The sequence below is a fragment of the Xanthomonas citri pv. citri genome, assembly GCF_000961215.1.
Classification (GTDB): domain Bacteria; phylum Pseudomonadota; class Gammaproteobacteria; order Xanthomonadales; family Xanthomonadaceae; genus Xanthomonas; species Xanthomonas cissicola.
In genome coordinates this window covers 4,824,119-4,850,609 of sequence record NZ_CP008998.1, presented here as the reverse complement: position 1 = coordinate 4,850,609, position 26,491 = coordinate 4,824,119, and the positions used below count along the sequence as shown (strand labels likewise).

Below are 26,491 nucleotides of genomic sequence, written 5' to 3'. Positions count from 1 at the left end.
GTCCTTCAGGCAGCTGCGGCTGCATGCAGGTGTAGCGCCGCCGTCTTACCGCTACGTGTCCGTGACCACGCCTGGCCGCGTTAACGCGATGGGCCGCACAGTGCGCCGCAATCAGGGATGCCGCGCGCCGCATCTCGGGGGCAGTGCGTCCGCCGCTGCCGCAATGGATCACGCCTCCACTGCGCCGGGCCTGCCGTCCTCCACCACGAAGCGCTTGGTGGTCGACACCGTGGCGTTGCGGTCGCGCCGATCGGAGATGCCCTGCAGCCGCGTTTCCATCCGGCCCGGCGTGAGCGTCACCGACACATAGCCGCGCGTTTGCCCGTCCACGTAATGCACGTGCGGGTTGGCTGCCATGGTCGCATGCAGTTCGTCGTTGCTCTGGCCGTCGGAGGTGATCGAAGTGCCGACGAATTCGGTGGCCAGCGTTGCCGACGCGTCGTCGGCCGGATCGGCCTTCAGGTCGGTGACCCAGTACGAGTGGATGTCGCCGCCCCAGAACACCGGGTTGCGCAGGCGCGTCTTTGCAATCGCATCGAGCATGCGTTCGCGCGTGGCCGGGTAGCCGTCCCAACCGTCGGTCCAGTGCCCGACCACGCCGTCGCGCCCCGCCTGTCGCATCGGTGCCACCAGCAGATCCTGCGCAATCACGTTCCAGCGGGCGGGCGACTGCGCGAAGCCGCCATGCAGCCAGCGCTCCTGTTCCCAGCCGAGCATGGTGCGCCGCGGGTCGGTGCGCTCGCGGCAACTGTCGGCCACCACATGGCCGCCGCGCCAGCCATTGGCCTGCGGGCAGGGTTGCTCGCTGCGGTACTGGCGGCCATCGAGCACGTAGAAACGCGCCAGCTGGCCGTAATCGAACGAGCGGTAGATGCGCATGTCCGCGCCGTGCGGGCGATGCCGCGCACGCAGCGGGAAATGTTCGTAGAAGGCGCGGTAGGCGGCAGCGCGCCGGGCCAGAAAGGTATCGACCGGAATCGACGGGTCCTGCGACCAGCGATTGGCGTAATCGTTCTGTACCTCGTGATCGTCCCAGGTCGCCGCGCAGGCGCTGCCGGCATGCAGCGCCTGCAGGTCCGGGTCGGTGCGGTACAGCGCATAGCGATTGCGGTAGCCGGCCAGATCCAGGCATTCGCCGCTGCCGTGCGGGCGCACGATCTTGTTCGTCGCCTCGCCGTGGTTGCTGTACTCGTAGATGTAATCGCCCAGGAAGAACACCAGGTCCGGCTGCTCGGCGGCGAGGTGGCGGTAGGCGCTGAAATACCCCAGTTCCCAGTGCGAGCAGGAAACAAACCCGAACCGCGCTGCGTCCGGCGTCTGATGCGCTGCCGGCAGGGTGCGCGCGCTGCCGATCGGGCTGCGTGCACCCAGGGCCTGAAAGCAGTACCAGTAGGGGCGATCGGCCATCAAACCGGTGAGCTCCACGTGCACTGCGTGGCCCCAGACGGGGCTGGCGATGGTCTCGCCCTGGCGCACGATGGTGCGCATCTGCGGGTCGCTGGCCACCTGCCAGCGCACCGGCACCGCCGCGCGCAGGCCGCCGCGTCCGTCCGGGTCCAGCGGGCGGGGTGCCAGCCGCGTCCAGATCACAAAGCCATCGGCCAACGGGTCGCCGGCCGCCACGCCCAGCGTGAAGGGATCGGCACTGCCGCTGGCGCGTGCGAACGGGCTCAGCAGCCCCGCCGCAGCCAGGCTGGCGCCGGCGATGAGGATGCGCCGCCGGCTCGGATCCGGTGGCACAAGCGTGGCAGCGCAATCAGGCAGGGGTGAGGCGGCAGGCGGGTCGATCACGGGCATGGACAAACGGCAGGCAAGCAGACACGACCATGCTGTGGCCAGGACATGTCCGTTTTGTGTCGCGTGTTGCAGCGTCACTGTGGGTGGTTCAGCACAGGTAGCCACGGCGCGGACGGACAGTACGTGGCAGGGGAACGGCCTGCGGAGGCAACCACGCCATCTCCAGCCGCGATGCCGAGATCGGTCCGCGCATGCCCGCCAGCCCAGCTGCGATAATCGCGCCATGAACGATGCCGCACTCGCCCCCGATGTCTCCGCCGCGCTCGAGCGCGGCCTGCAGGCCCAATCCCTGGATGCGGCCTTCGCCGCACCGCTGCTGCGCTACCTGGCCTTGCTGGTGCGCTGGAACAAGACCTACAACCTGACCGCCGTGCGTGACCCGCGCGAGATGGTCACCCGCCATCTGCTCGATTCGTTGGCCATGCAGCCCTACATCGCCAGCGGCGCCCTGGCCGACCTGGGCACCGGCCCCGGCCTGCCCGGCATCCCGCTCGCCATCACCCGCCCGCAGCTGCAGGTGACGCTGGTGGAAAGCAACGGCAAGAAGGCGCGCTTCATGCGCGAGGCCTTGCGCCATCTGGAGCTGGGCAACGCGCGCGTGGCCGAATCCCGTGCCGAAGCGCTGGCCGAGCCGGCCGCCTACGACCACCTCACCGCGCGCGCGCTGGACACGTTGGCCGGCATCATCGCCGTCGGCGGCCACCTGCTGCGGCCGGGCGGCAGTTTGTTGGCGATGAAGGGTGTGTACCCGCACGAGGAAATCGCCGCATTGCCGGCTGGCTGGACCGTGGGCGAGGTGCACCCGTTGCAGGTGCCCGGCCTGGAGGGCGAGCGGCATCTGGTGGTGGTGCGTAAGGGCTGAGCCGTTCGTTCTCGAAGCGCCCTCACCCCAACCCTCTCCCGCGGGCGGGAGAGGGAGCGAGCAGCGCTCCCGACAAGCTCAGCGCCTGCCTTCGCTGGATAAGCACACCAGCCCCTTCCCCGCGCTCGACAAGCACACCAACCCCTGCCTCGACGAGCACACCAAGTCACTTCCCCCGCCTGCGGGGGAAGGTGCCCGCAGGGCGGATGGGGGCAGCACCGACACTCCAGCCATGCCCCTGCACCAGCCCGTGTTGGGACTTCCGGCCCATGGCAGCGCGGCCGGCGGCTGCCATGATCGAGCGTTCGCTCCAGATCAGGCTTTCCGCACGTGACCTCTCCGCTCGCCGCCGCACTCTCGCTCGCCCTGCTGGGCGCAGGCTTTGCCGCCACCTCGGCGCAGGCCGCCACCCCACCCGCCCCGGCCACGCTCACCGCCGAGGCACCGGCCGACGCGCGCTTCCGCGCGATCTACGAGAAAGAGTGGGCCTGGCGCCAGGCCGAGACCGGCCAGGCCGACGAAGACAGCGACACCACCGGCGACAACACCCATCTGCCCGATGTCAGCGCAACCGCGCAGCAGGCGCGTCTGGCCGTGTGGGACGGCGTACTCAAGCAGCTCGACGGCATCGACCCCAAGCAGCTCTCGCCCGCCAACCAGATCAACTTCGCCATCTACCGCCCGCAGGTGGAGAACCTGGCGGCCGAAGTGCGTCTGCGCCTGTACGAAATGCCGTTCAATTCGGATAGCTCGTTCTGGTCGAATCTGGGTTTCATGGCGCAGCGGCCGATGAAGACCGCGGCCGAGTACCGCGCCTACATCGCGCGCCTGAACGATGTACCGCGCTATTTCGAGCAGCAGACGGTCAACATGCGCGCCGGCCTGGCACGCGGATTCAGCGTGCCGCGTGCCGTGCTCGACGGGCGCGATGTCTCCATCGCCACCGTGGCCGATGTCAAAGACCCCACCGAATCGACCTTCTACGCGCCGTTCAAGCAACTGCCTGCGCAGATCCCGGCGGCCGAGCAGGCGCAACTGCGCCAACAGGCCAAGGCCGCGTTGCGCACCGCCGTCCTTCCGGCGTACAGCAAGCTGCTGACGTTCTTCCGCAACGACTACATGCCCAAGGCACGCACCACGCTGGCGGCCGAAGCATTGCCCGACGGCAAGGCGTTCTATCGCCAGCAGATCCGCGAATACACCACGCTGGAGCTGAGTCCCGAGCAGATCCACCAGATCGGCCTGGACGAAGTGGCGCGCATCCAGACCCAGATGAACGCCATCATCCAGCAGGTGGGTTTCAAGGGCAGCTTCGCGCAGTTCCTGGCCTTCCTGCGCACCGACCCGCAGTTCTACGCCAAGACCCCGCAGGAGTTGCTCGATCGCGCCGCATGGATTTCCAAGCGCGTGGACGGGCAGGTGGGCAAGTTCATCGGCACGCTGCCGCGCGGGCGCTTCACCATCAAGCCGGTGCCCGACGATATCGCCCCGTTCTGGACCGCCGGCCGCGGCGGTGCCACCACCTACTGGGTCAACACCTACAACCTGCCGTCGCGGCCGCTGTACAACCTGCCGGCGCTGACCCTGCACGAGTCCTCGCCCGGTCACTCGCTGCAGGGGTCGCTGGCGCTGGAGCAGGGCGAGCAACCGGCGTTCCGGCGCGAGAACTACATTTCCGCCTACGGCGAAGGTTGGGCGCTGTACACCGAAAAGCTCGGCCAGGAGATGGGCATCTACGAAACCCCATACGAAGAATTCGGCCGGCTCACCTACGAGATGTGGCGCGCCTGCCGGTTGGTGATCGACACCGGGGTGCACCATGACGGCTGGAGCCGCGAGCAGGCACTGGCCTATCTGCGCGACCGCACCGCGCTCAGCGAGCACGAAGTCACCACCGAAGTGGACCGCTACATCTCCTGGCCCGGCCAGGCGCTGAGCTACAAGCTGGGCGAGATCACCATCGTCAAGCTGCGCGCCGAGGCAGAAAAGGAGCTGGGTGACCGCTTCGACATCAAGGCCTTCCACGATGTGGTGCTGCGCCAGGGCTCGGTCACCCTGCCGGTGCTGGAGCAGCAGGTGCGCGCCTTCATCGCCGAAAGCAAGGCGCGCCCGGCAACGTCCAACAAGCCCAGCGCCGCCGCGCCCCGACCCTGGCCAACGGTCCGCTCCCCGTAGGAGCGGACCCGGCCGCGCTGCCGTCCCGCTCCTGGCGCCGTTCTGGCCTCGATCCCAGTTCCAGGTCATCGTCGGCCGCTTTTCGCCTGCCCGGTCGCTGTCTGCGAACAACCAGGATGTAGGCAGAGTGCCATCGCGCTGACCCGGACGGCGTCGCGGCCAGGTCCGCTCTACGATGCTGCGCGCCAGACCGTGCATGCGATTGTGTAACTCCCCCGGCCTCTATACGCTGCGCCCATGCTGCTCCGCCGCGCCCGTCGATTGCCTCCCTTGCTGCGCCTGATGGCGTTGCTGGTGCTGGTCATGGGCGTACTGGTCGCACCGGTCGCCTGCGCACTGGGCGATGTGCATACGCTGGCGCACGACCAGGCGCACCTGGACGACACCGCACCGCATGGCCATGACGGCGCCGACGAAGGCGATGCCGGCGAGCGCGACGGTGCGGGTTTGCTGCATGCCTTGATGCACAGCGGCTACTGCCACGGGCACAGCCCGGCCATGCTGCCGGCGTTGGCCTGGGGTCCGTTGCCTGCGCGCACGCACGGGCAGCCGCCCGTGCTGACCACCGCCTACCGCTCGCATCTGAGCGAGACCGGATTGCGTCCTCCGATCGCGGCCTGATGCATCGCCGGCAGCTGCCGGCCTGTCCATCGATCCCGATTCCGGAGACACCCTCATGTGGTTGCGACTGACGGCGCTTGCCGTCTTCGCGGTGGTGCCGTGCGCCAAGGCGCAGGACCTGCCGCCCAAACCCGCGCTGACGCTGGACGACGCCATTGCGCGCGTCGCCCGCCAGCACCCCGATCTGCGCCTGGCCGATGGCCAACGCGCAGCCCTCACCGCCGAAGCCGAGCGCGACGCGCTGCGTCCGCCGTTGCGCGTCGGCGCCGAACTGGAAAACGTCTTCGGCACCGGTCCCACCCGCGCGCTGGACCAGGCCGAACTCACCGTCACCCTGGCCGGCGTGCTGGAACGCGGCGGCAAGCTCGACGCGCGCCGCACCCTGGCGCAAGCGCGTCTCGATGCGCTGGCACCGCAACGCGCCCTGGCCCGGCTCGACGTCTTGGCCGAGGTGGCGCGGCGTTACCTGGCCATCGGCATGGCCGCGCAGCGGCACGCGGCGGCGCTGGAACTGCTGATCCAGCGCCAGCGCACCGTCAGCGCTGCGCGCCAACGGCTGCAGGCCGGCGCATCGCCCGAATCGGTGCTGCTGACCGCCCAGGCGCTGCAGGCGCGCGCAGAACTCGAACGCGACCGCGCCCAGCAGGAACTGCACGCGGCACGCCGCCAGTTGGCCGTGCTGTGGGGCGAGCGCACGCCGCAGTTCGGCGCGATCACCGGCGACCCGCTGCAGCTGCCGGCGATTCCCGAGTTCGAGGTGCTGGCACAACTGCTCGATGCCACGCCGGAACTGGCGCGCTTGAACGGCGAGCAGCGCGTGCGCGAAGCCCGTGTGCGGCTGGCGCGCAGCCAGGCGCGCCCGGATCTGGACTGGCAGGTGGGCGTGCGCCGGCTCGAAGGCAATGACGCCACTGCGTTGCTCGGCAGCGTCTGGCTGCCATTGGGTAGCGCTGCACGCGCGCAACCGGAGATTCGCGCTGCCGAAGCCGAGCTGGCGTTGCTGGATATCGAACGCCAATCGCAGGCGTTGGTGCTCTACGCAACCCTGGCCGATGCGCATGGCCGCTACCGCGCTGCGCAGCTGGAAGTGACGCGCATGCGCGAGGATGTACTGCCCGCGCTCGCACGCGCCGATGCCGCCGCCGAGCGCGCCTATCGTGCTGGCGCCACCAGTTATCTGGACTGGGCGCAGCTGCAGGCGCAACGCAGCGAGGCACGTCGGCAGCAACTGGCTGCTGCGTCGGAAGCGCAGACCGCGTTGATCGAAATCCAGCGCCTGACCGGGCAGCCGTTCGTACGCGATCCTGCTGCGCAGGTGACGCCATGAACGCGGTTTCCGTATTGCGTTGTCGTGCCGTGTGCACGTGCCCGCTTGAATCTGCCGCATCCGCATCCGCATCCGCATCCGCATCCGCGCCCAGTGCTCGCCAAGCCATACCCACGCCAGGCGCGCCTTCGATGCAGCCACCTCCATTCGTTCGCCCGACCCAACGCGTCGGCGCCAACCAGGACCACCGTCGATGACACGTTTCATGATTGCGCCGCTGCTCCTGGCGCTGGCGCTCGGCGGCTGCGGCCGCAACAGCGACGCCGCGCACGATGACCGCACCGGGCATGCCGCCGAAGGCGAGGCGGGCGCCGATGCGCACGGTGATGAAGCCCAGACCGGCACGCACGGCGGGCGGTTGCTTAGCCAGGACGGCGACAGCGTGGAGCTGGCCATCGCCGAAGACGGCACGCCGCCTACGTACCAGGCCTGGCTGTACCGCAATGGCAAACCGTTGCCGGCCACCGCCGGCAAGGTGGAGGTGCATCTGAAGCGGCTCGGCGGCATCAATGAAGTGCACCAATTGCGGCCGCGCGACGACGGCAGCCTGCTGGCCGACAGCACGGTCGTCGAGCCGCATTCGTTCGATGTGGAAGTGCGTGCCACCGTGCAGGGCAAGGCCCATCGCTGGCGCTATCCCAGCTACGAGGGACGCACCACCATCGCGGCGAAGGTCGCGCAGGACGCAGGCATTCGTGTGGCCGCCGTCGGCGCCGGCAGCATTGCCGACCAGCACGAAGTGCAGGGGCTACTGACGCCGGCAGAAGGCGCGCAAGCGCAGACGACCGCGCGTTTTCCCGGGCCGGTACGCAGCCTGCGCGTCAACGTGGGCGACCGGGTACGTGCCGGTCAGGTGCTGGCCACGGTGGAGAGCAATCTGAGCCTGACCACCTATTCGGTGAGCGCACCGATCAGCGGCGTCGTGCTTGCCCGCAATGCCAGCCTCGGCAGCAACGCAGGCGAAGGTCAGGCACTGTTCGAAATCGCCGACCTGTCCACCTTGTGGGTGGATCTGCACATCTTCGGCGCCGACGCCGGGCATATCACCGCCGGCGCACCGGTGGCGGTCACGCGTATCAGCGATGGTGTGGTGGCGCAGACCGCCTTGGAGCGGGTGTTGCCTGGCACCGCTACGGCGAGCCAGAGCACCGTGGCGCGCGCAGTGTTGCGCAACAGCGATGGGTTGTGGCGGCCGGGATCTGCGGTGAAGGCGCGGGTCACGGTGGCGCAGCAACCGGCGGCGATGGTGGTGCCAGTGGGTGCGTTGCAGCGGTTCCGCGACTGGGATGTGGTGTTTGTGCGGGTGGGCGATGTCTACGAAGTGCGCCCGGTAAAGCTGGGCGCGCGCGATGCGCAGCAGGTGGAAGTGGTATCGGGCCTGGTGGCAGGTGATGCGGTGGTGGTGGAGCAGAGTTACCTGGTGAAGGCCGATATCGAAAAGTCGGGGGCTTCGCATGATCATTGAGCGCGTTGGTATGGATGTCATTGCGCTTTTGAGTGGAGGCGTTTGTCGGATGCGAGGGGGCGTGCCAGGGCAAAGGCTTCGTCGCTCTTTCAGGCTAGAGCAAAGGCTTTCTCGCCCTGTCGGGCGCGAGTCACTTTTCTTTGCTTGTGCAAAGAAAAGTAACCAAAAGAAAGCACACCCCGTCCTCGCGCCCTCCGCGCCTGTGGCGCTGCGGGTGCGCAAGTCCGGCAGAAATTTTTGTAAGGGACATCCGTGTCCCTTACAAAAACGACGCGCATCCATGCGCGCCGCCCTGCGGGTTGTCTCTGCCGGCCCTGCCGCTGCGGTATGGGGCCCCGAAAGCCAACAGCCACAGCTACAGCCACAGCCACAGCTAGAGCTAGAGCAGCGCTGGTGTTTGGGTGGTTGTTCGTTTGGCGTGTTGCGCGGCTGCGCGGTAGGGAGGCGGCGTTATCGGTCGGTGACGCGGCGAGGGCACCGGCAGGCGCAGGGCGCTACCAGGCGTATGCGGAGGGGCTTGTCATGCTGACCAACGTCATCCGGTTTGCAATTGCGCAACGTTGGTTGATGCTGGCGTTGACAGGGGTGCTGATTGCGATCGGGGCGTGGAGTTTTTCGCGCTTGCCGATCGATGCAACACCCGACATCACCAACGTGCAGGTGCAGGTCAATACCGCAGCGCCGGGCTATTCGCCGCTGGAATCCGAGCAGAGGATAACGTTTCCGTTGGAGACGGTGCTGGCGGGCTTGCCGGGTCTGGAATCCACGCGCTCGCTGTCGCGCTATGGCTTGTCGCAGGTCACCGCGGTCTTCGCCGATGGCACCGATCTGTATTTCGCGCGGCAACAGGTGGCCGAACGTCTGCAGCAGGTCAAGTCGCAATTGCCCGCCGATCTGGAGCCGCAGCTGGGACCGATCGCTACCGGCCTGGGCGAGATCTTCATGTACACGGTCGAGGCCAAGCCGAATGCGCGCAAGCCCGATGGCAGTGCATGGACGGCGACCGATCTGCGCACCTTGCAGGATTGGGTGGTGCGCCCGCAGCTACGCAACGTGCCGGGCGTCACCGAGGTCAACACCATCGGCGGGTATGCGCGGCAGATCCATATCACGCCCGATCCGGCGCGCCTGGTCGCGTTGGGATTTACCCTGGACGACGTTGCCCGAGCGGTCGAGTCCAACAACCGCAACATCGGCGCCGGCTATATCGAACGTAACGGCCAACAGTTTCTGGTGCGGGTGCCGGGGCAGGTGGACGACATCGCGCAGATCGGCGCGGTTGTGCTGGATCGGCGCGCCGGCGTGCCGATCCGCGTGCGCGATGTGGCGCAGGTTGGCGAGGGGCGCGAGTTGCGCACCGGCGCCGCCACCCAGGACGGGAGCGAAGTGGTGCTCGGCACGGTCTTCATGCTCGTCGGTGCCAATAGTCGCACCGTGGCGCAGGCCGCTGCGCAGCGGCTGGAAGTGGCCAACGCCAGCTTGCCGGCCGGTGTGCAGGCGGTGCCGGTGTACGACCGCACCGCGTTGGTGGACCGGACCATCGTCACCGTCGCCAAGAACCTGATCGAAGGCGCGTTGCTGGTGATCGTGGTGTTGTTCCTGTTGCTGGGCAATGTGCGCGCAGCGTTGATCACGGCTGCTGTGATTCCGTTGGCGATGCTGTTCACGCTCACCGGCATGGTGCGTGGTGGCGTGTCCGGCAATCTGATGAGTCTTGGCGCGCTGGATTTCGGTTTGATCGTCGATGGCGCGGTGATCATCGTGGAGAACTGCCTGCGCCGCTTTGGCGACGCGCAACGTCGGCTGGGGCGCGTACTCGAACGCGACGAGCGTTTCGAGCTCACTGCCGAAGCCACTGCCGAGGTGATCCGCCCCAGCCTGTTCGGCCTGGGCATCATCACTGCGGTGTATCTGCCGGTGTTCGCGCTCACCGGTATCGAAGGCAAGATGTTCCACCCGATGGCGATCACCGTGGTGCTGGCACTGACCGGCGCGATGCTGCTGTCGCTGACCTTCGTGCCTGCAGCGATTGCGTTGCTGCTCGGCGGCAAGGTGGCCGAGCACGAAAACCGCGCGATGCGCTGGGCGCGCGGCGTCTATGCGCCATTGCTCGATCGGGCGCTTCGGCACGGCCGCTGGGTGGCCATTGCAGCGCTTGCGACGGTGGCGCTGTGCGCGGTATTGGCCACGCGTCTGGGGAGCGAGTTCATCCCCAACCTGGACGAAGGCGATGTTGCGCTGCATGCCTTGCGCATTCCCGGCACCAGCCTGGAACAGGCCATCACCATGCAATCCACGCTGGAAAAGCGCATCAAGCAGTTTCCGGAGGTGGCGCATGTGTTCGGCAAGCTCGGTACTGCCGAAGTGGCCACCGACCCGATGCCGCCATCGGTCGCCGACACGTTCCTGATCATGCATCCGCGCGCGCAGTGGCCGGATCCGCGCAAGCGCAAGGCGCAGTTGCTGGCCGAAATCGAGGAGGCGGTGAAGCAGTTGCCGGGAAACAATTACGAGTTCACCCAGCCGATCCAGATGCGCATGAACGAGCTGATTTCCGGCGTGCGTGCGGATGTGGCGATCAAGGTGTACGGCGACGATCTGGACACGCTGGTCAGGCTCGGGCAGCGCGTGCAGGAAATCGCCAGCGCGGTGCCGGGCGCGGCCGATGTGAGCCTGGAACAGGCCACCGGCCTGCCGATGCTGGCGGTGGTACCCGATCGCGCCGCGCTGGCCGGCTACGGGCTCAATCCCGGTGTGGTGCAGGACACCGTGGCCGCGGCAGTGGGCGGACAGGAGGCCGGGCAATTGTTCGAAGGCGACCGGCGCTTCGACATCGTGGTGCGCCTGCCGGAATCTCTGCGCCAGGACCCCACTGCGCTGGCCGATCTGCCGATCCCGCTGCGTGGCGATGGCGAGCGTGCCGATGCGGACGAGTCCAGCCGCGCGGCAGGCTGGCGCAGTGGCGAGCCGATCACCGTGCCGCTGCGCGAGGTCGCCAAGATCGACACCGTGCTGGGGCCCAACCAGATCAACCGCGAAGACGGCAAGCGCCGCATCGTGATCACCGCGAACGTGCGCGATCGCGATCTGGGGAGCTTCGTGGCCGAGGTGCGGCAGCGCGTGCAGACGCAGGTCAAGCTGCCCACCGGGTACTGGATCGGCTACGGCGGCACCTTCGAGCAGCTGATCTCCGCCAGCCAGCGCCTGGCCTGGGTGGTGCCGGGCACCTTGGTGTTGATCTTCGCGCTGCTGTATTGGTCCTTCGGCTCGCTGCGCGATGCGCTGGTGGTGTTCAGCGGCGTGCCGCTGGCGCTGACCGGCGGCGTGCTGGCCTTGGCCCTGCGCGGGCTGGCCTTGTCGATTTCCGCCGGCGTGGGCTTTATTGCGTTGTCGGGCGTGGCGGTGCTCAACGGCCTGGTGATGATCGCGTTCGTGCGCAGCCTGCGCGCTGACGGCATGCCGCTGGAGCGGGCATTGCGCGAAGGCGCGCTGGCGCGGTTGCGACCGGTGCTGATGACCGCCCTGGTGGCCGCGCTGGGCTTTGTGCCGATGGCCTTCAACGTCGGTGCCGGTGCCGAAGTGCAGCGCCCGCTGGCCACGGTGGTGATCGGCGGCATCGTCTCCTCCACCCTGCTCACCCTGCTGGTGTTGCCGGTGCTGTATCGCTGGTTGCATCGGCAGCGGGCGCCCCGTCGGGAGCGTGGAGCGCCTGAGTAGCGGGCGTCACGCGGATGCACGGCGTGGTTGGCCGTGTACGCCGCCATGCGGATGGTCGGGCGATCAGGCAGTGAGCCCGACCTGCAATCGTCCGCGACCAGGCAGGCTTGGGTCCGATGCGTGGCCCGGCCCGGTCCTGGGTCCGCTAAGTGCTTGCGGCACATAGGAAAGCCGTGCATAATGCGCGGCTCGCTGTGCCCGGATCGCTCCGGATGGCGGTGCCCAGCGCAATGGGGTTGCCGGCCTGTTCCAGCGTAAGTTCTTGATTCCCAACGTTGCGTGACAGCCCTGGCGCTGTCGGGGCCGCCGCTCCCCAGGCTATGGGTGGCAATTCATTTATCGAGGTGCGTAATGTCCCGCGTATGCCAAGTGTCCGGCAAGCGTGTGCAGACGGGTAACAACGTCTCCCACGCAAACAACAGAACCCGTCGCCGCTTCCTGCCCAACCTGCACGAGCGTCGCTTCTGGGTTGCCAGCGAAAACCGCTGGGTGAAGCTCCGTGTTTCCGCGCATGCATTGCGCACCATCGACAAGAACGGCATCGATGCCGTTCTGAAAGAGCTGCGTGCGCGCGGCGAAAAGGTCTGAGGAGTAAGCAGTCATGGCAAAAGGCAAGCGTGACAAGATTCGTATGATTTCCTCGGCCGCTACCGGCCACTTCTACACCACGGACAAGAACAAGAAGAACACGCCGGGGAAGATGGAAATGATGAAGTACGACCCGGTCGTGCGTAAGCACGTGATGTACAAGGAAGGCAAGATCAAGTAATCCACCGATTACGCGATCTGCATCCAAGCAAACACCCGCCGCAAGGCGGGTGTTTGCGTTTGTGGGGTTGGGGAATGGTCTTGATGCGTGTAGGCGCCGATGGCAGTGTGATTTCCACTATCGGGTTGCCAGCCAAGCCCAAGAGAGACAAAGGTGCGTGACAAAGCCCCTCTCCCCTCGGGAGAGGGGTTGGGGTGAGGGTACGGGGCGAAGCCTACGCAATTATTCTGAGTGCACGAGGCTTCGCCCGTACCCTCATCCGCCCTACGGGCACCTTCTCCCGGAGGGAGAAGGGGATCACAGCCCACGTGCGCGCAATTGCGCATCCAGCCGTGGGTACACCCGCCGCGCATTGCCTTCGAATACCTTGCGCTTGTCGGCGTCGGAAATCGCCAGCGCATCGATGTAGCGTTTGGTGTCGTCGAAGTAGTGGCCGGTCTGCGGATCGATGCCGCGCACTGCGCCCACCATTTCCGAGCCAAAAAGGATGTTGTCGATGTCGATCACCTCGAACAACAGGTCGATACCGGGCTGGTGATACACACAGGTGTCGAAGAACACATTGCGCATCACGTGCGTAGACAGCGCAGGCTTGCCCAGCATGTCGGCCAGGCCGCGGAAACGGCCCCAGTGATACGGCACGGCACCGCCGCCGTGCGGAATGATGAAGCGCAGCTGCGGAAAATCGGTGAATAAATCGCCTTCGAGAAACTGCATGAAGGCCGTGGTATCGGCATTGAGGTAATGCGCGCCGGTGGCATGGAAATTGGCATTGCAACTGCCGGAGACATGCACCATCGCCGGGACGTCGAGTTCAACCATTCTTTCGAAGAAGGGATACCAGGCGCGGTCGGTCAGCGGCACACCATTCCAGTGCCCGCCGGACGGGTCGGGATTGAGATTGCAGCCGACGAATCCCAGTTCGTTGACGCAGCGTTCCAGTTCGGCGATCGCGTGCGCGATCGGCACGCCCGGCGACTGCGGCAACTGGCATACGCCGATGAAGGTCTGCGGATACAGCTGTACCACGCGTGCGATCAGGTCGTTGCAATGGCGCGTCCACACCTGGCTCACCGCTTCGTCGCCGATGTGATGCGCCATGGTGCTGGCGCGTGGCGAAAAAATCGTCATGTCGGCACCGCGCTCGCGCAGCAGGCGCAGTTGGTGCAGCTCGACACTTTCGCGCAGCGCATCGTCGCAGATATACGGATACACCGGCACAGGTGCGTGCGCATCGTTGTAATGCGCAATCTGCGCCTTGCGGAACGCATCGTGCGCGGCGGGTGCGGTGGTGTAGTGGCCGTGGCAGTCGATGATCATGGCGATGGTGTGTGTGTTGCAGCGGAAGCGGCGCGCCAGCGATTGCCTGTGCGCAAGGTGGGGCGGCCGGGTGCACGGACGCTGCAGGTCGCGGCGGATGTGGTGGTCCCGATGTGCAGATGGGCGCGGATCGCGGCGCACTGCGTAGCAATGGCTTGCTCGAACGGCACACACGCGCACGTGCCGCTGCGATGGCGGTTGCCGCAGCTTGGCGACGCAGCGGAATACTCAGCCATACAGCTCACCATCGAACAATTTGCGCGCGGTGCGCACCACCGCGGCACCGACCACTGCGCCCTGCGCATCGAGATCGATCAGGCAGCTGCTTGCGCCGCTGGGGTGTTCGACGTCCAGCCGCTGGCTGCGCCCGCCGGGCACCTGCGCCAGCGCGTGTGCGGGCGAGCCGGGCAACAGACAGGCGGTGGCGACGGTGACCGCACCCAGCACGCCAATGGAGGCATGGCAGCGGTGCGGGATGAACGAGCGCGCGCTGATCGCACCACCGGCGCGCGGGGCGGCGACCAGCATCATTTTCGGCACCGTGGCGTCGCGCACATCGCCGAGCTGCATCAACGGACCTGCCTGCAGACGCAGCGTTTCCAGGCGCGCCCGTAGCGCAGCATCGGCGTCGAGCGTGGCGCGGTCTTCGTAACCGCTGATGCCGACATCGCTGGCGCGTAGCACCACGCAGGGCATGCCGTTGTCGATCAGCGTGACCTGCACACCGTCGAGCGTGTCCACCGCATGCCCGCTCGGCAGCAGCGCGCCGCACGAAGCACCGGCGATATCGGCGAATGCCAGCGCGATCGGCGCGGCCGTGCCGGGGACGCCGTCGATGCGGGCATCGCCGTCGTAACGCACCTGGCCATCGGGCGTCTGCACGGTGGCGGTGGCCAGGGTGCCGGTGTTACGCATGAAGATGCGCACCTGGGTCTGGCCATTGCGTGTGGGCAGCAAGCCGCGTTCCAGCGCGAACGGGGCAACGCCGGCCAGCATGTTGCCGCAGTTCTGGGCATCGCTGACCTGCGCATGTTCTACCGCCACCTGCAGGAACAGATAGTCCACGTCGGCATCGGCATGCGTGGAGCGCGATACCACGGCGACCTTGGAAGTCAGCGGGTCCGCGCCGCCCATGCCGTCGATCTGGCGCGCATCCGGCGAGCCGTAGGCGCGCAGTAAAAACGCGTCGCGCGCGGCGGTGTCGGCGGGCAACTCGTCGGCCAGAAAGAATCCACCCTTGGAGGTGCCGCCGCGCATCCACATCGCGCGCACGCGCTCAGACATAACGCAGGCCTTTGGCGGCCAAACGTTCGCGCATCGCATAGATGTCCAGGCCCAGTTCGCCGCGTGCCAGACGTTCGCGCTTGAGCAGTTCGCGTGCCTCGCGCGCCTGCGCTTCGGTCAGCACATCGACAGCGGTGGCACGCGGCACCACGCAGACGCCATCGTCGTCGGCCACCACCACATCGCCGGGCTGGATCAGTTGCCCGGCGCACACCAGTGGCACGTTGACCGAGCCGAGCGTCTCCTTGATGGTGCCCTGCGCGCAGATGGCGCGGCTCCAGGCAGGGAACTGCATGGCGGTGAGATCGCGCACATCGCGCACGCCGGCATCGATGATCAGGCCGCGACATCCGCGCGCCTGCGCCGAGGTGGCCAGCAGGTCGCCGAAGTAGCCGTCGCAACAGTCGCTGGTCGGCGCGACCACCAGCACATCGCCTGCATGCAGTTGCTCGATGGCTACATGCATCATCCAGTTGTCGCCGGGCGGAATCGACACGGTGACCGCGGTGCCGGCGATGCGGCAGCCGGTGTAGATGGGACGTAGCCGATGGTGCAGCAGGCCGCTGCGGGCCTGCGCTTCGTGCACGGTCGCCACGCCGGCCTGCGCCAGCCCGTCGACGATGGCCAACGGCATACGCTCGATCCGGGTAACGACCTGGCTCATCCATCCATCCTCGTTAAGAATGCGCCGAGTCTGGCCGGGCAGAGCCAGCTGGCTCAAGATTCATTTGAGGTATGCATATTGGTTTTGCTTATAGTTAGAGCATGCAGCCGAGCCCGGAACCGAATCTGCGTCACCTTTACGCGCTGGTCGTGGTGCACCAGGCCGGAAGCGTCAGCGCGGCGGCGCCGCGGGTGAATTTGTCGCAGCCGGCCCTGACCCAGGCCGTGGCGCGATTGGAGCAGCAACTGGGCGTGCGCCTGTTCGACCGGCACCCAGGCGGCATGTCGGCCACCGAGGCTGCCGGGTTGCTGGTGCCGCGTATCGAGCGGGTGCTGGCGCATCTGGGCCGGGGGATCGGGGTCGCGCGTCGCGCGCTGCGCCTGCCGGCGCGCGCTGGCCTGGAGCGGCGGGTGTCGCTGGGCCAGCTGCAGGCCCTGGTGGCGGTGGATGTGGCAGGCAGTTACGCGTTGGCGGCGGTGCGCGCCGGCGTTTCGCAGCCGGCGATCTATCGCGCGGTGCAAGCGCTGGCCGATGTGATCGAAGTGCCGCTGACGGTACGCCGCGGCAAGACCATGCAGCCCACGCCGGTGGCGCTGCGGCTGTTGCGGCAGGTGCGGCTGGCGCTGGCCGAGTTGCGCGCCGGTCTGGACGAGGTGGCCGCATTGCGTTCGCAGCACGCCGGCCGCCTCACCCTGGGGGTGATGCCGCTGGCGCGCGCGATTCTGTTGCCGCAGGTGCTGGCGCGGTTTGCGCATGCGCACCCGGGCGCCAGCGTCCAGGTGGTGGAGGGCCCGTACGAGCAATTGCTGGCGCATCTGCGCGAGGGTGGCCTGGATCTGTTGATCGGTGCGCTGCGCGACCCGTTGCCGGTACGCGATGTGCTGCAGGAGCCGCTGTTCGACGACGAACCGGTGATCGTGGCGCGTAGCGGCCACCCCTTGGCCGGGCAGGGCTACGCGTTTGCGCAACTGCGCGATTATCCCTGGGTGATCGCCGCCGCCGGCACGCCGGTGCGCGCGCGCTGGGAGCAGCTGTTCGGCGACCACCAGCTGGAGCCGCCGCCGGTGCGCATCGAATGCGGCGCCGAACTGACCGTGCGTGGCCTGCTGCTGGAGGGCGACTGGTTGACCTTGATGTCGCGCGACCAGTTCCTGTTCGAGCGCCGCGCCGGCCTGCTGGAGGAGATCGGCAGCGCCGGGCCGCTGCTGCGCCGGCAGATCGGCATGACCACGCGCAGCGACTGGTATCCCACCCGGATGCAGTCGGCCTTCGTGCAGACGTTGCGGCAGGTCTGCGCCGAACGCGTGCAGCCTGCCGATGCCCAGGGCGGGCCGTTTCGCTATTGCCCCGCTGCCTGTGCGCAGCCGCCGTTGCGTTTACGCGCGGCCAAGTCAGAATCGGGTTCCTGATGAAGACGGACCACTGATGTTGCCCGATTGGGTCACAGGCACTTGGCTGCTGGCACTGGACTGGGCGATCCGCCTGGCCGCACTGCTCTGGATTCCCGCCCGCACCACGCCGGGTGCGGCGCGCAGCTGGCTGCTGCTGATCGGCTTCGTACCGGTGGTCGGCCTGCCGCTGTATCTGTTGTTCGGCCACCCGTGGTTGTCGCGGCTGCGGGTGGAGCGCCAAGCCACTGCCTCGCAGGTGATTCGCGAACAACAACTGCCCTTGCATGCGTTGCGCTGGATGCCCCAGGCAGACACCAGCAGTGCCGAAGTGGTGCCGCTGATCGAACGCGAAGGCGATTTCATGCCCACGCTGGGCAACGCGGTGGAATTGCTCGACGACTATGCGCAGTCGTTGCAGGCCCTGATCGCGGCGATCGACGCGGCCGACAAACGTGTGCACTTGCTGTACTACCTGATGTTCGACGATGCGGTGGGCGAGGCGGTGGTCGTGGCGCTGGAACGCGCCAGCGCGCGCGGCGTGCGTTGTCGCGTGCTGCTGGATGCGGTGGGCGCCAAGCGCGGCCTGCGTCGCTACCGCAAGCGCCTGCAGGACGGTGGCGTGCAGGTGTTGGCGGTATTGCCGGGCGGCCTGCGCTGGCGTCGCAGCGGCCGCATGGATCTGCGCAACCATCGCAAGATTGCGGTGCTCGACAACCGGGTGGCGTTTGTCGGTTCGCAGAATCTGGCCGAGGCCGGCTTCATTGATGGCGTGCCCAATCGCGAACTGGTGGCACGCGTGCGCGGGCCGGTGGTCAATCATCTGGAAGCGGTCTTCGCCAGCGACTGGTTCACCGAAACCGGAGAGCGGCTGGACGTGTGGCCCGATGCACCGGTGTGCGAGGCCAATATCGCCACGCAATTGCTGCCCAGCGGGCCGGCGTATCCGTTCGAAAATGCGCGCGATGCGATCAATGCGGTGATCCATCTGGCGCGGCGCAAGGTGGTGCTGGTCACGCCGTACTTCGTGCCCGACGAAGCCTTGCTGAGCGCATTGCGCATCGCCGCAGTCTCGGGAGTGGATGTGCAGTTGATCCTGTCCGAGCACAACAACCAACGCTTGGCCGCGTGGGCGCAGGAGGCCTATTTCGAAGAGCTGCTGCGTTGCGGGGTGAAGATTGCGCTGTATCGCCCGCACTTTCTGCATGCCAAGCACCTGAGCATGGATGAAGACATCGCGCTGGTGGGCTCGATCAATCTGGACATCCGCTCGTTCGCGCTCAACGCCGAGATCGGCATGCTCTGCTACGACACTGGCGTGGTGCAGCGGTTGCGCGAGATCGAGCAGGACTATCTGGCCAACGCGCGGCAACTGACGTTGGAACAGTGGCGCCGCCGCCCGGCCTGGCGCCGCAGTCGCGAGGGCATTGCGCGGCTGGCCGATGCGTTGATGTAGGGCGTGCGCGGTCCATGCGCGCGCAGTGCCCGTTGTGGCGCAGCGCGATGCCTGCGGTGGCAGGTGAAGTGGGGCGCGTCTGGGGCGGCAAGATCGCGCTGCATGCAAACGCGCCCGCGCTCGAATGGACGCGTCCGGTGACCGCTTTGTTGGACGGCTGCGTCGCGCCGGCGCGCGTACGCGGGGCTATCCCGGCCATCGTGGCGGCATGGCCGCTGTCACCGGTGCGACGCGACGCATCGCCTACAATTGCCGGATGAATGAATTGCGTGATCCCGGCGATGCAGTGATCGCCATCGTTGGCGGTGGCGCATCTGGGGTGCTGGTGGCGCTGCAGCTGTTGCGTCAGGCCGTGGCGCCGGTGCAGATCGTGGTGATCGAGCCGCACGCGGTGCTGGGCGAGGGCGTGGCCTACTCCACCGCGCGGCCGGAACATCTGCTCAATGTGCCCGCCGCGCGGATGAGTGCGTTGGTGGAGGCACCGCAGGATTTCGTCGATTACCTGCGTGCGCACGCCTGCTGCCCGGAGCTGGAAGACGCACGGCTGCCGCAGGCTTTCGTGGGGCGCCGGCACTACGCGCCCTACCTGCGCGATCGCCTGCAGACCGCGCGCGTGCAGAGCCCGGCAACGCTCATCGTGCACAGCGCCCGCGTGCAGACGCTGCACGCCGATGCCGATGGCGCGCTGTTGCAGCTCGACGATGGCCAGACCCTGCACGCCACCAGCGTGGTGCTGGCGGTGGGCAATGCGTTGCGGCCGTTGCCGCTGCGCGGAGCCACCGGCCTGTCGGCAACCCAGCGGCTGGAAGCCTGGGATACCGAGGCGGTCGCCGCGTTGCCGCAGGACGCGGCGGTGTGCATCGTCGGCTCGGGACTGAGCATGGCCGACACGGTGGTGACGTTGGCCGCGCAGGCGCATCGCGGGGCGGTGCACGTGGTGTCGCGGCATGGGCTGCTGCCGTTGCCGCAGGCGCACTGCGTTGCGGCGGACTTCGATCCGCAGCCGTTGCTGGCGCTGTCGCTGCGTGCGCGCATGCGCAGCTTGCGGCAGCATGCGCAGGTTGCGATGGCGCAAGGCCTGCCCTGGCAGGGCGTGATGGAGCGTGTGCGCCCGCTGAATCAGGTCTTGTGGCAAACGCTGTCGGTTGCCGACCAACGCCGCTTCCTGCGCCACGTGGTGCGCTATTGGGATGTGCATCGTCACCGCATCGCCGCGCCGGTGCATGCGCAACTGCAGGCGATGCGCGCGCGCGGACAGTTGCAGCTGCATCGCGCGCGGCTGGATGTGGCGTTCCAGGCAGGCGCCTGCGTGCGGCTCAGTGCCGGCGCGAGTGCTGGGCATGCCTTGCAGCTGGATGTGCAGACGCTGGTCAACGCCACCGGCGTGGAAATGCGCGTGCAGGCGATGCGCAACCCGCTGCTGCAGCAGCTGCTGGGACAGGGCATTGCGGTGGCCGGGTCGCATGGGATCGGGGTGGATACCGCTGCCGATGGCTGTCTGATCGATGCCGAGGGGCACGCCAATCCGCGGTTGCGGGTGATAGGCAGCCTGCGGATCGGGTCGCTGTGGGAGAGCCTGGCAGTGCCGGAGTTGCGTGAGCAGGCAGCGGCGATTGCGCGGGATGTGTTGGCATTGCTGGGGCGGTGAGGGGCCCATTGTTCCCTTCTCCCCCGGGAGAAGGTGGCGCGTAGCGCCGGATGAGGGCGCCTCAGGCATGTGCCAGTGCCTGCAGTGACAAACGCGTCGCCACGCGCCTTCGGAAGTGATGCACCGACTGCTTCGCCCCGTACCCTCACTCCAACCCCTCTGCCGATGGGAGAGGGGCTTACCCAACCGCTTCATCGCAATCTCAGCCGCAACGACGCCACAACCGGTAAAATGTGCCGGTGGATGTCTCTCATTTGCTCGATCATTTAAACCCCGCCCAGCGCGAGGCCGTTTCTGCGCCGCCGGGGCACTACCTCGTGCTGGCCGGCGCCGGCTCCGGCAAGACGCGCGTGCTGATCCATCGCATCGCCTGGCTCAATGAAGTCCAGGGCGTGCCCAACCACGGCATCTTCGCGGTGACCTTCACCAACAAGGCCGCCGGCGAAATGCGTCACCGTACCGACCTGCAGCTGCGCAATGGCAGCCGCGGGATGTGGATCGGTACATTTCACGGGCTGGCACATCGCCTGTTGCGTCTGCATTGGCAGGATGCGCGGCTGCCGGAAGGCTTCCAGGTCATGGACAGCGACGACCAGTTGCGGCTCGTCAAGCGCGTGGTGCAGGCGCTGGAGCTGGACGAGAGCAAGTATCCTCCCAAGCAGATGAGCTGGTGGATCAACGAGCAGAAGGATGAGGGCCGCCGTCCGCAGCATATCCAGCCCGAGCCCAACGACGATTGGACCGAGGTGCGCCGGCAGGTGTATGCGGCCTACCAGGAACGCTGCGACCGCTCCGGGCTGCTGGATTTCGCCGAGTTGCTGCTGCGCGCGCATGAGTTGCTGCGCGACACGCCGGCATTGCTGGCGCATTACCGCGCGCGCTTCCGCGAGATTCTGGTGGACGAGTTCCAGGACACCAACGCCATCCAGTACGCCTTCGTGCGCGTGCTGGCCGGCGAGTCGGGCAATGTGTTCGTGGTCGGCGACGACGACCAGGCCATCTATGGCTGGCGCGGCGCCAAGGTCGAAAACGTCCAGCGCTTTCTGAAGGATTTCCCCGGTGCGCAGACCGTGCGGCTGGAGCAGAACTACCGTTCCAGCGCGAATATTCTGGGCGCTGCCAATGCGGTGATTGCGCACAACCCGGACCGTATCGGCAAACAGCTGTGGACCGATTCAGGCAATGGCGACCCGATCGATCTGTACGCGGCCTACAACGAAGTGGACGAAGCGCGCTATGTGGTCGAGCGTGCACGGCAGTGGGTGCGCGACGGCGGCAGTTATGGCGAAGTGGCGGTGCTCTACCGCAGCAACGCGCAATCGCGCGCGCTGGAAGAAGCGCTGATTTCCGAGCAGTTGCCGTACCGCGTGTATGGCGGCATGCGTTTCTTCGAACGTGCCGAAATCAAGGACGCGTTGGCTTACTTGCGTCTGCTGACCAATCGCAGCGACGACGCTGCGTTCGAACGCGCGGTCAACACGCCCACGCGCGGCATTGGCGATCGGACGCTGGATGAGGTGCGCCGGCTGGCACGTGCCAGTGCGCTGTCGTTGTGGGAAGCGGCGATGCTGTGCACGCAGCAGAACACGCTGGCCGCGCGCGCACGCAATGCCCTGGCCACCTTCCTCAGCCTGATCGGCCAGCTGCATGCCGAAACCGGCGAGATGGAACTGGCCGAACGCATCGACCATGTGCTGATGCGCTCGGGCCTGCGCGAGCATTGGGCCAAGGAAAGCCGCGGCGGGCTGGATTCGGAATCGCGTACCGAGAACCTGGACGAACTGGTGTCGGTCGCCTCGCGCTTCACCCGCCCGGACGATGAAGACAGCCAGGGCATGACCGAGCTGGTCGCCTTCCTGGCTTACGCCTCGCTGGAGGCCGGCGCAGGCCAGGCGCAGGCTGGCGAAGAAGGCGTGCAGCTGATGACGCTGCATTCGGCCAAGGGCCTGGAATTTCCGATTGTGTTCCTGGTCGGCCTGGAAGACGGCCTGTTTCCGAGTGCGCGCTCGCTGGAAGAGAGCGGGCGGCTGGAAGAAGAGCGTCGCCTGGCGTACGTGGGCATCACCCGCGCGCGGCAGAAGCTGGTGCTGTGCTACGCCGAATCGCGCCGTATCCACGGCCAGGACAATTACAACGTGCCCTCGCGCTTCCTGCGTGAGATTCCGCGCGACCTGCTCAACGAAGTGCGCCCGAAGGTGCAGGTTTCGCGCACCGCATCGCTGGGCGCGGCGCGCGGCGGCCCGGTGCATGGCATCGTGGAAACGGCACCGATCAAGCTCGGCGCCAACGTCGAACACCCCAAGTTCGGCGGCGGCGTGGTCGTCGATTACGAAGGCGCTGGCGCGCATGCGCGCGTGCAGGTGCAGTTCGACGAGGTCGGCGCCAAGTGGCTGGTGATGGCCTACGCCAATCTGACTGTTGTCTAGTCAGGTTGCACTCGTCTGCGATTGCAGTTTCTTCAGCAGGCGAGGGCGTAGTGCGGTTGCACTGTGCGTGCAGCAAGCGGAACCGACCCTGCTGCACCTCACGTCGAGCGAGATCGCGTGATCATCTGCGACAGATGATCGATGGATGAGGCGTGGCCTACGCTGCTCTGTTGCGCGCTTACATTTCCCAGCCGAAGCTTGAGTTGATCTGCTTGCCGTTCACGCTCAGCGTCGACCTGTTGGCGAGCACGACCAGGGTAAAGGGCGGCACGCGCGTGTCGCGCCGCCTTCGAACGAGAGCGACGAAGTTGCACTCGCAGGGGTGCTCAGGCATGCCCATAGCAACAACGCAACGCAAGCGGCTACACATCGTGTCATGACGTCATCCTTGACCGTGGTCGTGCCGGAAGGGCACGGTCAGGAGTATCGATGCTGGCGCCGCGGCCTTGCAACGGATGCGGCAAGCAATGAGATGGCGATACAACCACCTCGCGGGCAAGGCCGGTGCTCGAAATCTCCATTGGCCGCTTCCACCCCGGTGGTGAGCGCGCCAGCCGCTTTAGCTCATGGCCAGATCGCGAGGTTCCCTAAGCCACTTTGAGCCGGCAATCGGGGCCATTGGTGCATCGCTCGATGCATACCGCGCTACATCCATGCCACCCTGTCAGCAGTTCATTGCATAGGTGCCCGGCGGCATGCAGACCGAAAAACAGAAAATGCTGGCAGGCGAACTCTACAACGCCGCCGATGCGCAGCTGCAGGCCGATCAGGCGGCAGCTGCGGTGTGGATGGAGCGCTACAACGCCACTGGCGCGCAGTCATCGGCGCAGCGGCATGCATTGCTGGTCGAGCGGCTCGCCGAGGTGGGTGCGAATGCGGTGATCCGGCCGCCGTTTCATTGCGATTACGGCTACAACATCCATCTGGGCGCGGGCGTGTTCCTCAACTTCAATTGCGTGATCCTGGATATCTGCCAGGTGTACATCGGCGATGGCACGCAGGTGGGGCCAGCGGTGCAGTTCTACGCTGCCGACCATCCGCGCGATGCCGCCGGACGTGCCAGCGGGCTGGAGTTCGGGCGGCCAATCCGCGTCGGGCGCAATGTGTGGATTGGGGGCGGGGCGATCATCCTGCCGGGCGTCTGCATCGGCGACGATGCGGTAATCGGTGCCGGTGCGGTCGTCACGCGCGATGTGCCGGCCGGTGCGATCGCCGTGGGCAATCCGGCGCGCGTGCGCGCACCCCGGCTTGCCGATGCGCCGCCCACCGACTGAACGCAACGAAGAAGAGCCGCTACAAAAAGCGATCGCGCAGCTGCCAGGCGGACGCGGCCGGTGCGATGCAGCGCATACGCGAACAGAGCAGTATCGAACGCGTTACTGGCGCCAGGGATGGTCGCTCGTCAACCAGCTGAGCCGCTTCGAGCGCTACAGTCCCTCACCTGCAAGATTGATCCATCTCAAGGCCTGCGTTGCGGAGTGCTGTCAATCTCAAGTGCCGGCGAGGCTGCCGGCCCATCCGGGAGGTCATCATGTACAAACGAATCCTGATCGCCATCGATGCATCCGAGCTCTCGCATCGCGGCCTGTTTCAAGGCCTGGAGCTGGCCAAGGCGACCGGTGCCAAAGTGGATATCGTCACCGTGTCCGAGCCGTGGGCGATGGGCATGTACGACGCAATGGGCTGGAGCGTGGGCTACGAGGCCAGCCCGGAATACCGCACCGAGCGCGAAGCGGCCGCTGAAAAGATCCTGCGTCCGGCGTTGGAGTTGGCCGCCGCTGCCAACATCAAGGCCACGCCGCGGCATGTGCTGGATCGCTTCGCGGCCGAGGGCATCGTGCAGACCGCCAAGGACTGCAAGAGCGATCTGATCATCATGACCTCGCACGGCCGCCGCGGCATGCAGCGCATGCTGCTCGGCAGCCAGACGGTGGAAGTGCTCACCCACAGTGCGATTCCGGTGCTGGTGATTCGCTGATGCCGAGACCACTGCCTTGTCTCGCCTAGGCGCGTACCCGGGCGCGCTGTGGCGTCCAGGTAATCCACGTCGCGCCCAGGTGCGCTCCCACGCAACTCAAAGTGCTTCGCTCTCCATCGGCTCCGGTTGTGCCGCAAAGCGCGGTGCCGGTCGGGCGAGCCGGCGCAGTGCTTCGGTATGCACCAGCGGAGAGCCGTGCGTGGGTGTGGCCGCGCCGCCGCGGGGGGACGCGTACTCGGGTTGTACGTGCTGACTCAGTTCGCGCATGAAGCGCCACATCGGCACGTAGTGACCACGCCGTGGCGCAGGAAGATGCGGTGCTGCGCGGCACTGGCGACGCCACTGCATGGGCGGCATGCCGAAGCGCTGCTGAAACGCACGCTGAAACTGGCGCTCGGACGCAAAGCCCATTTCGTAGAGCAGCCAGGTCAGGCTGCAGTCCGGGTAGGCCTGCAGGTAGCGGTGCGCTGTGCTTAGCCGCTGTTCGCGGATATAGCTGGCCACGCCTCCACGCGACTGAAACAAGCGGTACAGCGATGCACGCGATAACGCGAACGCTTGCTGCAACGACTCGGTACCCAGCTCCGCTTCGCCGATGTGCTGCTCGATATAGGCCAGCAGATCGATCATCAGCGGCGTGTGCGCCTCCGCGGCCGTGGATACGCGTGGAACGATGGCGCTGTAATGACTGCTGCTGCTCATGCGGATGCTGCCTGCGGCCCACTCCCCGGGGCCTGTCCCCTGGTCAACCGAGAAAAGCAGCGCCAACCCATCACGCCTCTTTCACAAAGTCGGCGCTGGGTCACGCATCCGCGCCTGCGTCTGCACGATCGCAGCGATTGAGACGATTTGTCGGGTGAGCCCACAAGCGCATTCCTATCCTCGCCGCAGCGCTGAGAAAGCGTCATCGCACGGCCTGCCGCTTCGGTCCGCGTGGTGCGCGGCGGTTGCGGGCTAGCCCGCGGCAGCGGCGTCGCACGCAGGCTGCAGGCATTCGGTCGGGCCGGCGACATCCAAGCCACATCGCAGCGCACGTGCACCGCACGCTGGCGCAACGGGTAAGCTCAATCGGAGATCAGGCATGGCCAGCAGTCAGAAGTTCATCGCCCGCAATCGGGCGCCACGGGTGCAGATCGAATACGACGTGGAGGTCTACGGCGCGCAGAAGAAGGTGCAGATTCCGTTCGTGATGGGGGTGATGTCGGATCTGTCCGGCGCCAACGCCGGTGAGCTGCCCTCGCTGGATGAGCGCAAGGCACTGGAGATCGACGTCGACAACTTCGACAGCCGTCTGCAGTCGATGGGCCCGCGCGCGCAATTCAAGGTGCCCAACACGCTCACCGGCGAAGGCGAGCTGGCGGTGGATATCACCTTCGAAAGCATGGACGACTTTTCGCCGGCCGCCATCGCGCGCAAGGTTGCGCCGTTGGCCAAATTGCTGGAAGCGCGCACGCAGTTGGCCAACCTGGACACCTACATGGACGGCAAGGCCGGTGCAGAGCAGCTGATCGCCAACGCTATCCGCGATCCGGCGTTGCTGCAGTCGCTGGTGTCGGCCGGCAAGCCCGCGTCCGAACCGGAAGGAACCTGAGCC

At 66.9% G+C, this 26,491-nt stretch carries 20 protein-coding genes and 1 pseudogene; 15 read left to right on the top strand and 6 right to left on the bottom strand.

What is annotated here, in order from left to right:
- Positions 1 to 168: 168 nt before the first annotated feature.
- Positions 169 to 1,797 (bottom strand): alkaline phosphatase D family protein, encoded by a 1,629-nt coding sequence (locus AMD14_RS21290; protein ID WP_011052779.1) that lies wholly within the window; start codon positions 1,795 to 1,797, stop codon positions 169 to 171.
- Positions 1,798 to 2,020: 223 nt separating this feature from the next.
- On the opposite strand from AMD14_RS21290, the gene rsmG reads away from it, so the two are divergent.
- The 8 genes from rsmG (at position 2,021) to rpmG (ending at position 12,733) form a co-directional block, all read left to right on the top strand.
- On the top strand, positions 2,021 to 2,659 hold the full coding sequence (gene rsmG, locus AMD14_RS21285) for a 16S rRNA (guanine(527)-N(7))-methyltransferase RsmG (protein WP_003487708.1): 639 nt from the start codon (positions 2,021 to 2,023) through the stop codon (positions 2,657 to 2,659).
- 330 nt (positions 2,660 to 2,989) lie between these two features.
- Positions 2,990 to 4,834, top strand: a complete 1,845-nt coding sequence (locus AMD14_RS21280) for a DUF885 domain-containing protein (protein ID WP_011052778.1) — start codon at positions 2,990 to 2,992, stop codon at positions 4,832 to 4,834.
- A gap of 237 nt (positions 4,835 to 5,071) precedes the next feature.
- On the top strand, positions 5,072 to 5,455 hold the full coding sequence (locus AMD14_RS21275) for a DUF2946 family protein (RefSeq protein WP_011052777.1): 384 nt from the start codon (positions 5,072 to 5,074) through the stop codon (positions 5,453 to 5,455).
- A 55-nt stretch (positions 5,456 to 5,510) separates the two neighbouring features.
- Positions 5,511 to 6,782, top strand: coding sequence for a TolC family protein (locus tag AMD14_RS21270; protein WP_011052776.1), 1,272 nt, complete (start codon positions 5,511 to 5,513; stop codon positions 6,780 to 6,782).
- Positions 6,783 to 6,975: 193 nt separating this feature from the next.
- The gene (locus AMD14_RS21265; protein WP_011052775.1) at positions 6,976 to 8,247 is read left to right on the top strand and encodes an efflux RND transporter periplasmic adaptor subunit; all 1,272 of its coding nucleotides are present in this window, start codon (positions 6,976 to 6,978) and stop codon (positions 8,245 to 8,247) included.
- A gap of 522 nt (positions 8,248 to 8,769) precedes the next feature.
- On the top strand, positions 8,770 to 11,964 hold the full coding sequence (locus AMD14_RS21260) for an efflux RND transporter permease subunit (protein WP_011052774.1): 3,195 nt from the start codon (positions 8,770 to 8,772) through the stop codon (positions 11,962 to 11,964).
- Between the two features lie 351 nt (positions 11,965 to 12,315).
- Positions 12,316 to 12,552 (top strand): 50S ribosomal protein L28, encoded by a 237-nt coding sequence (rpmB, locus tag AMD14_RS21255; protein WP_002809459.1) that lies wholly within the window; start codon positions 12,316 to 12,318, stop codon positions 12,550 to 12,552.
- Positions 12,553 to 12,565: 13 nt separating this feature from the next.
- The gene (gene rpmG / locus AMD14_RS21250) at positions 12,566 to 12,733 is read left to right on the top strand and encodes a 50S ribosomal protein L33 (RefSeq protein ID WP_002809462.1); all 168 of its coding nucleotides are present in this window, start codon (positions 12,566 to 12,568) and stop codon (positions 12,731 to 12,733) included.
- Positions 12,734 to 13,030: 297 nt separating this feature from the next.
- Here the strand turns inward: rpmG and AMD14_RS21245 are convergent, their stop codons facing one another.
- From AMD14_RS21245 to AMD14_RS21235, 3 genes are all read right to left on the bottom strand, one after another.
- On the bottom strand, positions 13,031 to 14,053 hold the full coding sequence (locus tag AMD14_RS21245; protein WP_045714629.1) for an amidohydrolase family protein: 1,023 nt from the start codon (positions 14,051 to 14,053) through the stop codon (positions 13,031 to 13,033).
- Positions 14,054 to 14,281: 228 nt separating this feature from the next.
- Positions 14,282 to 15,337, bottom strand: coding sequence for a 4-oxalomesaconate tautomerase (locus AMD14_RS21240; protein ID WP_011052773.1), 1,056 nt, complete (start codon positions 15,335 to 15,337; stop codon positions 14,282 to 14,284).
- Positions 15,330 to 16,001 (bottom strand): 4-carboxy-4-hydroxy-2-oxoadipate aldolase/oxaloacetate decarboxylase, encoded by a 672-nt coding sequence (locus AMD14_RS21235; protein WP_011052772.1) that lies wholly within the window; start codon positions 15,999 to 16,001, stop codon positions 15,330 to 15,332. The genes AMD14_RS21240 and AMD14_RS21235 overlap by 8 nt, the downstream gene beginning before the upstream one ends.
- A 101-nt stretch (positions 16,002 to 16,102) precedes the next feature.
- On the opposite strand from AMD14_RS21235, the gene AMD14_RS21230 reads away from it, so the two are divergent.
- The 4 genes from AMD14_RS21230 (at position 16,103) to uvrD (ending at position 22,919) form a co-directional block, all read left to right on the top strand.
- Positions 16,103 to 17,410 carry a LysR family transcriptional regulator gene (locus AMD14_RS21230; protein WP_003489877.1) on the top strand — a complete coding sequence of 436 codons (1,308 nt, stop codon included), beginning with the start codon at positions 16,103 to 16,105 and terminating at the stop codon, positions 17,408 to 17,410.
- 16 nt (positions 17,411 to 17,426) lie between these two features.
- Positions 17,427 to 18,845 (top strand): cardiolipin synthase, encoded by a 1,419-nt coding sequence (cls, locus tag AMD14_RS21225; RefSeq protein ID WP_015463743.1) that lies wholly within the window; start codon positions 17,427 to 17,429, stop codon positions 18,843 to 18,845.
- Positions 18,846 to 19,101: 256 nt separating this feature from the next.
- Positions 19,102 to 20,493 carry an FAD/NAD(P)-binding protein gene (locus AMD14_RS21215; protein ID WP_011052770.1) on the top strand — a complete coding sequence of 464 codons (1,392 nt, stop codon included), beginning with the start codon at positions 19,102 to 19,104 and terminating at the stop codon, positions 20,491 to 20,493.
- A 239-nt stretch (positions 20,494 to 20,732) separates the two neighbouring features.
- The gene (uvrD, locus tag AMD14_RS21210; RefSeq protein WP_015463741.1) at positions 20,733 to 22,919 is read left to right on the top strand and encodes a DNA helicase II; all 2,187 of its coding nucleotides are present in this window, start codon (positions 20,733 to 20,735) and stop codon (positions 22,917 to 22,919) included.
- A 178-nt stretch (positions 22,920 to 23,097) separates the two neighbouring features.
- Here the strand turns inward: uvrD and AMD14_RS24920 are convergent.
- Positions 23,098 to 23,297: pseudogene (locus tag AMD14_RS24920) on the bottom strand (hypothetical protein).
- A gap of 317 nt (positions 23,298 to 23,614) precedes the next feature.
- Between AMD14_RS24920 and AMD14_RS21205 the strand changes: the two are divergent.
- A complete protein-coding gene (locus AMD14_RS21205) occupies positions 23,615 to 24,193 on the top strand; it encodes a sugar O-acetyltransferase (protein WP_011052768.1) in 579 nt (192 codons plus the stop codon).
- A gap of 257 nt (positions 24,194 to 24,450) precedes the next feature.
- Positions 24,451 to 24,897 carry a universal stress protein gene (locus tag AMD14_RS21200; RefSeq protein ID WP_011052767.1) on the top strand — a complete coding sequence of 149 codons (447 nt, stop codon included), beginning with the start codon at positions 24,451 to 24,453 and terminating at the stop codon, positions 24,895 to 24,897.
- Positions 24,898 to 24,993: 96 nt separating this feature from the next.
- Here AMD14_RS21200 and tagK read toward each other — a convergent pair whose 3' ends face one another.
- Positions 24,994 to 25,665 (bottom strand): transcriptional regulator TagK, encoded by a 672-nt coding sequence (gene tagK / locus AMD14_RS21195; protein WP_011052766.1) that lies wholly within the window; start codon positions 25,663 to 25,665, stop codon positions 24,994 to 24,996.
- A gap of 313 nt (positions 25,666 to 25,978) precedes the next feature.
- Here tagK and tssB point away from each other — a divergent pair, with 313 nt between their 5' ends.
- Positions 25,979 to 26,488 (top strand): type VI secretion system contractile sheath small subunit, encoded by a 510-nt coding sequence (gene tssB, locus AMD14_RS21190; protein ID WP_011052765.1) that lies wholly within the window; start codon positions 25,979 to 25,981, stop codon positions 26,486 to 26,488.
- The last annotated feature ends 3 nt before the right edge of the window (positions 26,489 to 26,491 follow it).